Raw genomic sequence first — 12,474 nt, 5'->3', positions numbered from 1 at the left:
GCTCCGAGGTGGATCAGGCCTTCGGGCCGGCGATCCGCGGGTCGTGGAAGGTGCCGCCGAACGCGCGCTCCGAGGCCCCCGAGCGGTCGAGGAACGGCGTGATGCCGCCCATCTGGAATGGCCAGCCGGCGCCGAGGATCATGCAGAGGTCGATGTCCTCCGCCGCCTCGACGACGTGCGTCTCGAGCATGCGCTTGATCTCGTCGGCCAGGCCGTCTTCGATGCGCAGCCGCAGCTCCTCGACGGAGACCGGCCGGGCGTCCTTCGGCGTGTGCTTCGCGACGATCTTCCGCGCCCGCTTGTCGATGCCCTTCACGTCGCCCTTGGAGTCCTTCTCGAGCAGGATGCCCTGCTCGGCGAGCTCATGCAGCGCCTGCGACTCGAAGAAGCGATCCGGGAACGCACCGTGGTGCGTATCGAGCACGTGCGCGCCCACCTTGAGCCCGACGAGGTCGAGCAGCACGAACGGATCCATCGGGAAGCCGAACGCACGCTGCGCCTCGACCACGTCCTCGAAGGACGAGCCCTGCTCGACGGCGTGCATGGCCTCGCCGAGCAGCTTCGCGAGCACGCGGTTCACGACGAACCCGGGGGTGTCGCGCGTGATGACGGCGTTCTTCTTCAGATCCTTCGCCACGCGCATCGCGGTGGCGAGCGTCGCGTCGTCGGTCGACGGCGTCTTCACGACCTCGATGAGCGGCATGACCGCGACCGGGTTGAAGAAGTGGAAGCCGACGAGCCGCTCGGGATGTGCGAGGTTCGCCCCGATCTGCTCGACCGAGAGGCTGGAGGTGTTCGTCGCAATGACGGCGGTCTCGGACAGATGGGGCTCGACCTCGGCGAAGACCTGCTGCTTGACGCTCAGCTCCTCGAACACGGCCTCGATCACCCAGTCGCAGTCCGCGAAGTCGGCCTTGTCGACCGTGCCGGTGATGAGCGCGCGCAGTCGATGCCGGTCGTCGGCGGAGATGCGACCCTTGGCGGCCAGCGCATCGATCTCGTCGTGGATGCCCGCCACCGCCTTGTCGACGCGAGCCTGATCGAGATCGGTGATGATGACGGGCACCTGCAGGCGGCGCACGAACAGCAGCGCGAACTGGCTGGCCATGAGGCCGGCTCCGATGATGCCGACCTTGGTGACCGGCTTCGCGAGCGCCTTGTCGGGCGCTCCCGCTGGTCGCTTCGCCCGCTTCTGCACCAGGTCGAAGGCGTAGATCGATGCGACGAACTGGTCACCGGGGATGAGCTCCGCGAGCGCCTCGTCCTCCGCGGCGAAGCCCGCCTCGCGGTCGTTCTTCTTCGCCAGCTCGATGATGTCGAGCGCCTTGTAGGGCGCAAGCGGCACGGTGCCGAGCTTCTGCTCCAGGGTCTCCCGCGCGATCTTCAGCGCGATCGGCCACTTCACGGTGCGCTCGAGCGTGCCGGGCACGTGCTTGCGGTCGACCTTCTTGCCCTGCAGCACCGCGTCGGCCCACGCGAGCGAGGCCTCGAGGTAGTTGGGAGCGTTGAAGATGGCATCGGCGATGCCGAGCTCGAACGCCTCCTGCGGCTTCAGCACCCGGTTCTGCTTCAGCGGGTTCTCGATGATGACCTTCAGCGCACGCTCGATGCCGATCAGGTTCGGCAGGATCGTGGCGCCGCCCCAGCCGGGCACTAGGCCGAGGAAGGTCTCGGGCAGTGCGACGGCCGGTGCCGCAGCGTTGATGGTGCGGTAGTCGGCGTTCAGCCCGATCTCCAGCCCGCCGCCGAGCGCGAGGCCGTTGATGAACACGAAGGTCGGGACCGGCGCCTTGTGGAGCAGGCCGAGCACGCGGTGCCCGAGCTTCGGCAGCTCCGCCGCCGTCGCGCGGTCCGGCAGCGCGGTGACGTTCGAGAGGTCAGCGCCAGCCGCCAGGAAGTACGGCTTGCCGGTCACGGCGATCGCGTCGATCTCGCCCTTCGCGCCCCGGGCGCGCTGCGCCTCGAGCGTGTCTCCGAGCTCGAACAGGGTCGCGGGACCGAGCGTCGTCGGGCGCGTGTGATCGCGACCGTTGTCGAGCGTCACGAGCGCGAGCGTCCTGCCGGAGGCGAGCGTCACATCACGCACGTAGCTGTGCGAGACGACCTCGTCGAACTCGGCTGCCGCCAGCAGCGGGAACTCATCGCGGATGGCCATCTACTTGCCCTTTCCGTAGCGCTTGTGGTGGGGGTTCTCCCAGATGACGGTGCCGCCCTGACCGAGGCCGACGCACATGGCGGTCACGCCGTAGCGCACATCCGGCCGCTGCTCGAACTGCCGGGCGAGCTGCACCATCAGGCGCACGCCGGAGGATGCCAGCGGGTGGCCGATCGCGATCGCGCCGCCCCACGGGTTGATGCGCGCGTCGTCGTCGTCGATGCCGAAGTGGTCGGTGAATGACAGGATCTGCACCGCGAACGCCTCGTTGAGCTCGAACAGGCCGATGTCCTCGATCGAGAGGCCCGCCTTGCGGAGCGCTTTCTCCGTCGAGGGGATCGGGCCGATGCCCATGATGTCGGGCTCGACGCCGGCGAACGCGAACGAGACGATCCGCATCTTCGTGCTGAGGCCGAGCTCCTTGGCCGCGGACGCGGAGGCCATGATCGACATGGTCGCACCGTCGTTCAGGCCCGACGCGTTGCCGGCGGTGACCCGTCCGTGATCGCGGAACGGGGTCCGCAGGCTCGCGAGACCCTCCATGGTGGTCTCGGGGCGCGGCGCCTCGTCGGCGCTCGCGAGACCCCAGCCCGCCTCGGACTGGGTCGCGACCGGGATGAGGTCGGGCTGGATGTTGCCGGCCGCCAGCGCGGCGGCATACTTCTGCTGCGAGCGCATGGCGTAGCGATCCGCACGCTCCTTCGTGAGGCGCGGGAAGCGGTCGTGGATGCGCTCGGCGGTCTTGCCCATGTTCAGCGCGTCCATCGAGACGAGCTTCTCGGCCACGAAGCGCGGGTTCGGGTCCGCGTCCTGGCCCATCGGGTGGCGGCCCATGTGCTCGACCCCGCCCGCGATGGCGACGTCGTAGGCGCCGAAGGCGATCCCGCCGCCGACGGCGGTGACGGCGGTCATGGCGCCCGCGCACATGCGATCCAGCGCGTAGCCGGGCACGGTGACCGGCAGGCCGGCGAGCATGCCGACCGTGCGGCCGAGGGTCAGGCCCTGGTCTCCGGTCTGCGTGGTGGCAGCGATGGCCACATCGTCGACGCGATCGAGCGGCAGGCTCGGGTTGCGCTCGAGCAATCCGGTGAGCGCCTTGACCGCGAGGTCATCAGCGCGCGTGTTCCAATACATGCCCTTCTCGCCCGCACGCCCGAATGGGGTGCGGACGCCGTCCACGAACACGACGTCGTCGTTAGCCACGGTGCCTCCTGTAGGGGTGGTTGCGGCACCAGTGTAGGAAGCGCGGCCGGGCGGTCGCACCGCGGTTGCCGCTTCCTACGATGGGGCGTCGGAGGGCGCGGCGGGCTGTTGGTCAGCCTCTACAAAGGCAGCAGCGATCCTCTGTGCGGTCGCGGCAATCTGCCACGGCCGCGCCTGCCGCTCGCGCAGCACCTCGGCGACACCCTCGGGCGTGGGCTCGGTCGGCTCCCATGCGACCCGGCGCAGCGTGTCCGGCATGAGCAGGTTCTCTGCGGGGATCGCCATCGCCTCGGCGACCTCCTGCACGGCGGCCCGCGCTGTCTTCAGCCGGGCGTCGGCACGGGGGCGGCGGCTGCTCCAGAAGCGAGGCGGCGGCGGCTCATCGGATCGCACGCGCACGTCCGGCAGGTCCTCGCTGCTGCGGCCCCGCTCGATGGCGGCCCACCAGCGGTCGAGCTCGCTGCGGCTCGCGCGGCCCGAGAAGTCCCGGCGAGCGGCGAGCGCACCCTTCGCCTCGACATTGGCCGTGACGGCGGCGAGCAGCGACCGATCCGGCACGAGCCGACCCGGGGCCGTGTCGGTGGCGCGCGCGAGCGCATCCCGCGCCATCCACAGCTCGCGTGCGATGGCGAGCTGACGGCGGTCGCGGACGGTGTGGATGCCCGAGAGCCGGCGCCACGGCTCGGCGGCGGGCGGCTTCGGCTGCCGCTCGAGCGCGTACGCGAACTCCTGCTCGGCCAGCTCTGCCTTGCCCTGCTCGAGCAGCTCGGCAGCGAGGCGATCGCGCGCCTGGGGCAGCACCTCCACGTCGAGCGCCGCGTACTCGAGCCAGGAGGCGGGGATGGGCCGCGTGGACCAGTCGCTCGCGCCGTGCTCCTTGCGCAGTCGCAGGCCGACGAGCCGCTCCGTCACCGCCGCGAGGCCCACCCGTTCGAAGCCAGCCAGACGCGCGCCGAGCTCGGTGTCGAACAGTCTGGACGGCTCCAGGCCCACCTCGCGCAGACATGGCAGATCCTGGCTCGCGGCATGGATGATCCACTCCTCATCGCCGATCGCCCGCTGCAGCACCGAGAAGTCGTCGATCGCTGTCGGATCGATGAGCACCGTGCCCGCGCCACGGCGGTGGAGCTGCACGAGGTAGGCGCGGGCCGAATAGCGGAAGCCGTTCGCGCGCTCTGCGTCGACCGCGACGGGGCCGGTGCCGTCGAAGAGCCGCTCGGCCGCCCGTGCGAGTGCATCCGCATCGGCGATCACATCGAGCGGTCCGCGAGCTCGAGCGAGCGGGAGCTCGGGCTCGGGCTGCGGCTCGACCGCCTCAGTCACGAGCGCGCCGATGCGCGTCGAGGCCGGTGGCGCCCGGCTGCACGGGCAGCCCGGCGATGGCGCAGAGCATGTCGGTCCACGCGGTGAGGTGGGCGCCGAAGCGGTGCCCGGTCGGCGTCCACGAGGCGCGCAGCTCGATCTGCGCGCCGTCGCCCTGCGCGGCCAGCTCTCCGAAGCCGCTCGAGAGGATCTTCGTGGCAGTGCCGGACTCCGAGTGGTACTCGGCGCCCCGCTGCTCGAGCGCCTCCAGCAGGTAGGTCCACGTGACCTCGGCGAGGAACTGGTCCATCGCGATCTCGGGATCCTGCGAGGCCTGCGTGAAGCTCACCACGCGGAAGTCGCCGCCCCAGGCCTCCGGCTCCTCGGGATCGTGCATGAGGATGAAGCGCCCGGTCCCCAGATCGGAATCGCGGCCGTGCGAGGGAACCCCGACATCTGCGGCGATCGCGAAGGAGTGCGGTGCGATTCGCCCCGGAGCCGGGATCTCCCGCACCGACAGCTCGCTGCGGAGCTCTGCGCGTCGCAGCTGGTCGACAGCAGCGCGGAACGCCTCGGGTTCGGGGGCGGGTGCCGCACTGCTCGTGTCCACCGGGAAAGACTACGATTCCGGTGTGACCCAGCGAGCAAGGCGCGCCGCCGCACCCCAGCGGCGACTGACGCGGATCGCCATGCTGGCCGGCGGCGTCGTGATCGGGGGAGCGGCGCTCACGGTCACGGGCGCATCCGCCGTGCTCGCGTCGATGCTGATCACCCCGCCGCGGACGCAGATCGACGATATCCGCGTGCTGGGGCTGGAAGCGCGGGGCGTGCGGCTGGGGCTGACGCCTGACACCGTGCTGCCGGGGACCTATGCACTGGCGGTCGGGGAGCAGCTCGCGGTGCTGGGCGGCGTGGTCGCGCAGGATGAGGCCGGCGTGGTGCGCACCGTCGACGAGCGCTCGCGCGCGCTCCTCGAGGGCGTCAGCTCCGCTCGTTGGTCGGGCTATGCGCTGTCGCTGCCGGAGCAGGTGGCAGAGCGTGTCGAGCACGTCGACGTCCCGACCGAGTGCGGTGCGGCCCCCGCCTGGATCATGGGCGATCAGGAGGCGACCACCTGGTGCATCCAGGTGCACGGCCGCGGCGTCACCCGACGGGAGACGATCCGTGCGGCGCCCATCTACCTGCGACGCGGCATCCCCGTGATGGCGGTCTCGTACCGCAACGACACGGAGGCGCCGCCGAGCCGGCAGAACAAGTATCGGTTGGGCCTGGACGAGTGGCGCGATGTCGACGACGCGATCGACGTCGCGGTCGCTCGCGGTGCCGAGCGCATCGTGCTGCAGGGCTGGTCGATGGGGGGCCAGATCGCGCTGCAGGTCGCCCGGCGCTCCCGCCACCGTCGGCGCATCGCTGCACTCGTGCTCGACTCGCCGGTGGTCGGCTGGCGGCCGACGCTGCAGCTGCAGGTCGCGCTCGCCAAACGTCCCGCGTGGCTCGTCGACACCGCGGTCGGGCTGCTCGAGTCACCCGCCTCGGTGCTCAGCGGCAGCCGGAGCCTGGACTTCGACGAGCTCGACAACGTGCTGCATGCCGACGCCTTCTCGCAGCCGATCCTGCTGCTGCACTCGGCGGACGACGGCTACGTGCCGCCGGATGCGTCGCGCGCGCTGGCCGCGGCCCGGCCCGACCTGGTCGACTACCGCGAGTGGCGACGCGCCCGCCACACGAAGCTCTGGAACCTCGATCGCGCGAGGTACGACCACGAGATCGGCACCTGGATCGATCAGCGGGGCATCACGGCGTTCGGCTGAGGCGTCAGAACCTCGAGACTAGAGCTCCAGCGCGCGTTCGCGGATCTGGCGCTGGATGCGGCCCAGCATGCCCACCATGCCGCGCAGGCGCAGCGGCGAGACGACGCTGTCGAGCCCGAGCTCGCGAGGGAAGTCCATCGGCACTGCGAGCGCATCCTCGACGCTCGTGCCCTCGAGCCCCTGCGCCAGGATCGACGCGAAGCCGCGAGTCGTCGGCGCCTCTGCCGGCGCGGTGGCGTGCACGTGCACCCGGCCGTCGGCGACCTCGACGAAGAGGAACACCGGTGACTGGCACTCTGCGACTCGCTCGAGCAGGTCGGGGTGGTCGGCGTACCGCTGGGGCAGCGCGGGCAGCTCGTCGGCGAACTCCAGGAGCAGCTGGAGGCGATCCGACTCCGCCATCGCGTGGAAGTCGTCGACGGTCTGCTGCAGTGCGGGCGTGATCGTCATCGGGCGGGTGCCTCTCCTGGCTCCTCGCCGATCGCGATCGGCACACCGACGAGCGAGCCCCATTCGGTCCAGGATCCGTCGTAGTTGCGCACGTTCGGCAGGCCCAGCAGGTGCGTCAGCACGAACCAGGTGTGGCTTGAGCGCTCGCCGATGCGGCAGTACGCGATCACGTCGTCCGCATCGCGCAGCCCAGCCCCGTCGAGGTAGATCGACTCGAGCTCTTCCCGTGAGCGGAACGTGCCGTCCTCCCGCACGGCCGTGCCCCACGGCACGCTCGCAGCGGTCGGGATGTGGCCGGCGCGAAGCGCTCCCTCCTCCGGGTAGGCGGGTGCGGTTGTGCGCTGCCCCGAGTACTCCTCCGGGCTGCGCACATCGATGAGCGGGTTGCCGAAGTGTGCGAGCACGTCGTCGCGGAACGCCCGCAGCGTGGCATCGTCGCGCTCGACCACGGGGTAGTCGACGCGCTCGCGCGCAGGCCGCTCGCGCGTCAGCTCGCGACCCTCGGCGATCCACAGGTCGCGCCCGCCATCCATGATGCGGGTGTTGTCGTGGCCGTACAGCGCGAACACCCAGAGCGCGTAGGTGGCCCACCAGTTGGCCTTGTCGCCGTAGAAGACCACGGTGGTGTCGCGGCCGATGCCCCTGCTGCCCAGCAGCTCGGCGAAGGCGGCGGGCGCCAGGTAGTCGCGCAGCACCGGGTCGTTGAGGTCGGTGTGCCAGTCGATCTTCACCGCCGAGGGGATGTGCCCCGTCTCATACAGCAGCACATCCTCGTCCGACTCCACGATCACGACGTCGGGGTCGTGCAGATGTGCAGCGACCCACTCGGTCGAGACCACCCGATCGGGCGCGGCGTACTGCTCGAATCGAGACTCGGATGGTGACACGGTGTCTCCTTCTGCGCGAGGAATGGGGGATTCGGCCTGAAGTAGGCTCCAGGGGGGCAAACGCCATCCTCCCATCGAATCTTCCGCGCGGTCCTGTCGCGCAGCCAAGGAGCCCGCATGCCAGCATCGATCTCGCTCGTGGAGCGCAGCCCGCAGGTGAGCGCAGAGCAGATCGTGGGGAGCCTCGTGCCCCCGCCGCAGTTCGACGCCGCGACGTTCGAGTCCTACCGGCCAGATGCGGCGCATCCGTCGCAGGCTGAGGCGCTCGAGCGGATGCAGCAGCTGGTCACCGAGTGGACGGCGCCGAAGCGCGGCGGCCTGTTCAGGAAGAAGGCGCCGGAGGTCAAGCCGGGCATCTACCTCGATGGCGGCTTCGGTGTCGGGAAGACGCACCTGCTCGCGGCGCTGTGGAAGGCGATGCCGGGGCCGAAGCGCTTCGGGACCTTCATCGAGTACACAGCGCTCGTCGGCGCGCTGGGCTACGCGGAGGCGGTGCGTCAGCTGCAGGGCTCGCGGCTGATCTGCATCGATGAGTTCGAGCTCGATGATCCGGGCGACACCATGGTCATGACGCGCCTGCTGGGCGAGCTGGTCGCCAGCGGCACCAAGCTCGCGGCGACGAGCAACACACCGCCGAACGCGCTGGGCGAGGGCCGCTTCGCCGCCGCCGACTTCCTGCGCGAGATCCAGGCGATCGCCGACCGGTTCCAGATCATGCGCATCGACGGCGACGACTACCGGCAGCGTGACATCACCGGCAGCGCGCCCACGGTCGATGCCGCAGAGCTGGAGCCCGCGCTCGCGGCCATCGGAGGCACGGCGGCGCTGGATGACTTCGACGCGCTCGTCGCGCACCTCGCCCGGGTCCACCCGTCGCGCTACGTCGGTCTGGTCGACGGTGTGGACGCACTCGGCCTGCGCGAGGTGCGCACGCTCACCGACCAGAACGACGCGCTGCGGTTCGTCGCGCTCGTCGACCGGCTGTACGACGCGCAGGTCGTGATCCGGGCGAGCGGCACCACCCTCTCGGAGGTCTTCAGCGAGGAGATGCTCGGCGGCGGCTACCGCAAGAAGTACCTGCGCGCGATCTCCCGACTGCTCTCGCTCGCGCACGCGGGCTGACGCCGCGCGTCAGCGCGTCCGTCACTCGGAGTCGGTGCGGCGCGTGTACTCCTCATCGTTCCGCGAGGAGATCGCCGTGGTGTCCACCGGCGGGTAGCGGCGGCTCAGGACCGTCAGGTAGACGGCGCCGAGCACGGCGGCGATGAGCGAGCCCGCCAGCACGCCGAGCGTGCCCTCGACGATCAGCTCCTCGGTGCTGCGGTGCGCGAGCTCGTTCATGAGCATCGCGACGGTGAAGCCGATGCCGCCCAGCAGGCTGATGCCGATGAGCTCCGAGAGCTTGACGCGCTCGCTCTTCGGCACGCGCAGCGCCGTCTGACCGATGAGCCCCGCGATCGTGATGCCGAACAGCTTGCCGACCGGCAGCGCGACGACGATCGCCCAGAAGACCGGGCTCAGCTCGTTCAGGGGCACCTGCGGGATCGCGACCGAGGCGCTCGTGAAGGCGAACAGCGGCAGCACGATGCCGTTCGTGAACGGCTCGAGCTGCACGCGCGCCGATTCGGCCGGTGCGGGGGAGAGCACGAGCCCGAGCAGCACGCCCGCGATGGTGGCGTGGATGCCGCTCATGGCGACCAGCCACCAGGTGAGGAGGGCCACAGCGACCAGAGCGATCCGCAGCGGCCAGCTGCCGCGCTTGCCGCGGTAGGCGCGACCGAGCAGCCAGAACAGCGCGATGGCGACGGCCGCGAACCCCAAGTGGGGGAGCGAGACCGACTCCGTGAAGAACACGGCGATGAAGAAGATGCCGATCAGGTCGTCGATGACCGCGAGGGCGAGCAGCAGTGCCCGCACGCTCGAGGGAAGTCGACGGCCGAACAGCGCGAGCACGCCGAGGGCGAACGCGATGTCGGTCGCCGTCGGGATGGGCCAGCCCTTTGCCCCGTCGGCGCCCGCGAGGCTGATGTAGAGCAGCGCGGGGATGGCGACGCCGCCCAGCGCCGCGATGGTGGGCACCGCAGCCTTCGACACCGAGTTGAGGTCACCCTGCGTGAACTCGTACCGCAGCTCGATCGCGACCACGAAGAAGAAGATGACGAGCAGGCCGTCGGTCACCCAGTGCGCTGCGGAGAGGTCGAGGCCGAACACGGAGAACGGCAGGTGCGCGTGCTTCACGTCGTCGAGGCCGGGTCCGAGCCCCGTGTTCGCGATGACGAGGCCGAGGATCGCGGCCCCCAGCAGCAGCATCGCCGAGACTTGCGGGTTTCGGATCCAGGACAGGTTCATGGGGACATCTTTCCATCCCGCTGGCCCTGCACCGCGGCACCGGCAACATGACCGAAACACGACGGCCGCATCCGTAACCGCATGGAAACGCGCGCGGCACCGGCCGTGCAACGCGGGCGGAGGAGGCTCGGGATGTTCCCTCTGGTGCCCACGCAAGGAGTACTCCCCATGCCCGATATCGATGCAGGCAGCATGGCGTTCGGCGTCATCGCCACGGCGCTCGTGCTGTTCATGACGCCAGGACTCGCGTTCTTCTACGGCGGGCTCGTCCGCTCCAAGAGCGTGATCAGCATGATGATGATGTCCTTCGGAGCGATCGGCCTGGTCGGCACGCTCTGGATCCTCTACGGCTTCAGCATGTCGGCCGTCGACTCGCCGTTCGCGTTCTCGGGCAACCCGCTCGCCGACATCGGCCTGGCTGCAATGGCAGCCGGCGAGAGCGCCAACACCGACCTCATCGGCGTCGCCTACGGCTCGACGTTCGCGATCATCACGATCGCCCTCATCTCCGGCTCCATCGCCGACCGCGCCAAGTTCGGCTCCTGGATGCTGTTCGCCGGGGTGTTCGCCACCCTCGGCTACTTCCCGATCGCCGCGTGGGTGTGGGGCGGCGGCTGGGTGTTCTCGCTCGGTGACCTGCTCGGGTTGCCCGCCGTGATCGACTATGCCGGCGGCACCGCCGTGCACATCAACGCCGGGGCCGCTGCGCTCGCGCTGACCTTCGTGCTCGGCAAGCGCATCGGCTTCAGCAGGGGCGCCCACAAGCCGCACAACGTGCCCTTCGTCATCCTTGGAGCGAGCATCCTGTGGTTCGGCTGGTTCGGGTTCAACGTCGGCGCCGAGTGGCTGAACGGACTCGAGAACGCTGGGCTCATCGCACTGAACACGATCGGGGCAACCGCCGCCTCGATCTGCGCCTGGCTGGTGGTCGAGAAGCTGAAGCACGGCAAGCCGACGTCGGTCGGTGCGGCATCGGGTGCGGTCGCCGGCCTCGTCGCGATCACTCCGGCCTGCGCGAACCTCACCCCCGGCTGGGCGCTGCTGCTGGGAGCGCTCGCCGGCGCGCTCTGCGCCCTGGCGGTCGAGCTGAAGTACCGACTCGGCTTCGACGACTCGCTCGACGTGGTGGGCATCCACCTGGTGGGCGGCATGCTGGGCACCGTCTACCTCGGCTTCTTCGCCACCGGCACCGGGCTGCTGCTGGGCGGCGGTGCTGGGCAGCTCGTGGTGCAGCTGATCGCATCCCTCGGCGTCATGGTCTTCGCCTTCGTCGTGGCCCTCCTCATCGGTCTCGCGATCCAGAGGACGGTCGGGTTCCGCGTCACGGATGAGGATGAGATCGCGGGCGTCGATCAGGTCGTGCACGGCGAGGCGGCGTACGAGTACGACCTCGAGCGCGCAGACGCGTAGCGACGACGGGCGAGTGAGGTGGCAACCGCCGTCCTCGCTCGCCCGTCACGGCGGTGCGGCAGCGCTCCCGCTGGCGCGGCTGCGCTCGCGATGCGAGGGTGGAGGCATGGTGCAGACGCAGGGCGCAGCAGCGCGCGAGACCGGAACGAGCCGATCGCTGGCACGACGATCGCTCGCACTCGGCGCCGCTGGCGGCATGCGCTCCGTCACCCCGCTCGCCGCCGTCGTGGCGACCTACGACGATGCGCCGGCGGATCACGGCTGGCGGCGCTGGCCGGTGCTGCGGAGCCCCTGGGGCCGCAGGCTCATCATCGCCATGGCGGCCGGGGAGCTCATCGGCGACAAGATGCCCGCCATCCCGTCGCGGCTCTCGCCGCCGGCCCTGCTCGGCCGCGTCGCCGCTGCGGCGCTCGCGGGCGCGGCGCTGGGTTCGGGAGCACCGCGCGCCGTTGCCGCCCGGAGCGCTGCGCTCGCCGCCGCGGCCGCCCTGGCGGGGGCCGTGGGCGGTGCCTGGTGCCGCAGCGCGATCGTCGAGGTCACCGGGCTGCCCGACGCCGCCGTCGCGCTGCTCGAGGACTCCGCCGCGATCGCCCTCAGCCGCGGTGCCGCGCACGCCTGAGGGCGGTGCGAGCCAAGCAGGTCGAGGAGCGTGCGGCGAAGCCTCGCGCTAGCACGCCCGCAGGTCGAGGAGCGGGCCGCGGAGCCGGGCGATTCCCGCAGGTCGAGGAGCGGGCGGCGCAGCCGCTCGCGTCACGAGACCGGATGTCGGTTGCGTTCGGTCTCCTAGGAAAGTGACGTGAGCTATGCGGCTGCTGGTGTGAGGTCGACGTCGTAGCCGAGGCCGCGCAGGCTGCGGAGCGCGCGTCGTTTGATCTGGTCGGGGTTGCGGTGGTCGTAGTAGTCGACG

At 70.6% G+C, this 12,474-nt stretch carries 11 protein-coding genes; 4 read left to right on the top strand and 7 right to left on the bottom strand.

The features are described from left to right. Positions 1-13: 13 nt before the first annotated feature. From ACJJVL_RS01915 to ACJJVL_RS01900, 4 genes are all read right to left on the bottom strand, one after another. A complete protein-coding gene (locus tag ACJJVL_RS01915) occupies positions 14-2,155 on the bottom strand; it encodes a 3-hydroxyacyl-CoA dehydrogenase NAD-binding domain-containing protein (RefSeq protein WP_405216427.1) in 2,142 nt (713 codons plus the stop codon). Continuing rightward, positions 2,156-3,340 carry a thiolase family protein gene (locus ACJJVL_RS01910; RefSeq protein ID WP_405216488.1) on the bottom strand — a complete coding sequence of 395 codons (1,185 nt, stop codon included), beginning with the start codon at positions 3,338-3,340 and terminating at the stop codon, positions 2,156-2,158. 93 nt (positions 3,341-3,433) lie between these two features. After that, the gene (locus ACJJVL_RS01905; protein WP_405216486.1) at positions 3,434-4,612 is read right to left on the bottom strand and encodes an HRDC domain-containing protein; all 1,179 of its coding nucleotides are present in this window, start codon (positions 4,610-4,612) and stop codon (positions 3,434-3,436) included. Positions 4,613-4,673: 61 nt separating this feature from the next. Further along, positions 4,674-5,270, bottom strand: coding sequence for a DUF3000 domain-containing protein (locus ACJJVL_RS01900; RefSeq protein ID WP_405216425.1), 597 nt, complete (start codon positions 5,268-5,270; stop codon positions 4,674-4,676). A gap of 22 nt (positions 5,271-5,292) precedes the next feature. Between ACJJVL_RS01900 and ACJJVL_RS01895 the strand changes: the two genes are divergently transcribed. After that, on the top strand, positions 5,293-6,471 hold the full coding sequence (locus tag ACJJVL_RS01895; RefSeq protein ID WP_405216423.1) for an alpha/beta hydrolase family protein: 1,179 nt from the start codon (positions 5,293-5,295) through the stop codon (positions 6,469-6,471). An 18-nt stretch (positions 6,472-6,489) separates the two neighbouring features. Here the strand turns inward: ACJJVL_RS01895 and ACJJVL_RS01890 are convergent, their stop codons facing one another. After that, positions 6,490-6,921, bottom strand: a complete 432-nt coding sequence (locus tag ACJJVL_RS01890) for a SufE family protein (RefSeq protein WP_405216421.1) — start codon at positions 6,919-6,921, stop codon at positions 6,490-6,492. Beyond that, positions 6,918-7,808 carry a sulfurtransferase gene (locus ACJJVL_RS01885; RefSeq protein ID WP_405216419.1) on the bottom strand — a complete coding sequence of 297 codons (891 nt, stop codon included), beginning with the start codon at positions 7,806-7,808 and terminating at the stop codon, positions 6,918-6,920. The genes ACJJVL_RS01890 and ACJJVL_RS01885 overlap by 4 nt, the downstream gene beginning before the upstream one ends. 117 nt (positions 7,809-7,925) lie before the next feature. Between ACJJVL_RS01885 and zapE the strand changes: the two genes are divergently transcribed. Further along, positions 7,926-8,930 carry a cell division protein ZapE gene (gene zapE, locus ACJJVL_RS01880; RefSeq protein WP_405216417.1) on the top strand — a complete coding sequence of 335 codons (1,005 nt, stop codon included), beginning with the start codon at positions 7,926-7,928 and terminating at the stop codon, positions 8,928-8,930. A 21-nt stretch (positions 8,931-8,951) separates the two neighbouring features. Here the strand turns inward: zapE and ACJJVL_RS01875 are convergent, their stop codons facing one another. Continuing rightward, the gene (locus ACJJVL_RS01875; protein WP_405216415.1) at positions 8,952-10,157 is read right to left on the bottom strand and encodes a Na+/H+ antiporter NhaA; all 1,206 of its coding nucleotides are present in this window, start codon (positions 10,155-10,157) and stop codon (positions 8,952-8,954) included. Between the two features lie 168 nt (positions 10,158-10,325). Between ACJJVL_RS01875 and ACJJVL_RS01870 the strand changes: the two genes are divergently transcribed. Beyond that, the gene (locus ACJJVL_RS01870) at positions 10,326-11,567 is read left to right on the top strand and encodes an ammonium transporter (RefSeq protein ID WP_405216413.1); all 1,242 of its coding nucleotides are present in this window, start codon (positions 10,326-10,328) and stop codon (positions 11,565-11,567) included. A gap of 106 nt (positions 11,568-11,673) precedes the next feature. After that, positions 11,674-12,186, top strand: a complete 513-nt coding sequence (locus ACJJVL_RS01865) for a DUF4126 family protein (protein WP_405216411.1) — start codon at positions 11,674-11,676, stop codon at positions 12,184-12,186. The last annotated feature ends 288 nt before the right edge of the window (positions 12,187-12,474 follow it).

The organism is Agrococcus sp. Ld7 (genome assembly GCF_045064095.1).
Lineage (GTDB): Bacteria > Actinomycetota > Actinomycetes > Actinomycetales > Microbacteriaceae > Agrococcus.
Note: the sequence above shows the minus strand (reverse complement) of the source record. Positions and strands in the feature narration are given on the sequence as shown.

Excerpts from the sequence above, each read along its gene's own strand:
- ACJJVL_RS01865 (WP_405216411.1), top strand. The coding sequence starts at position 11,674 with ATGGTGCAGACGCAGGGCGCAGCAGCGCGCGAGACCGGAACGAGCCGA.
- ACJJVL_RS01890 (WP_405216421.1), bottom strand. The coding sequence starts at position 6,921 with ATGACGATCACGCCCGCACTGCAGCAGACCGTCGACGACTTCCACGCG.
- ACJJVL_RS01870 (WP_405216413.1), top strand. The coding sequence starts at position 10,326 with ATGCCCGATATCGATGCAGGCAGCATGGCGTTCGGCGTCATCGCCACG.
- ACJJVL_RS01875 (WP_405216415.1), bottom strand. The coding sequence starts at position 10,157 with ATGAACCTGTCCTGGATCCGAAACCCGCAAGTCTCGGCGATGCTGCTG.
- ACJJVL_RS01915 (WP_405216427.1), bottom strand. The coding sequence starts at position 2,155 with ATGGCCATCCGCGATGAGTTCCCGCTGCTGGCGGCAGCCGAGTTCGAC.
- zapE (WP_405216417.1), top strand. The coding sequence starts at position 7,926 with ATGCCAGCATCGATCTCGCTCGTGGAGCGCAGCCCGCAGGTGAGCGCA.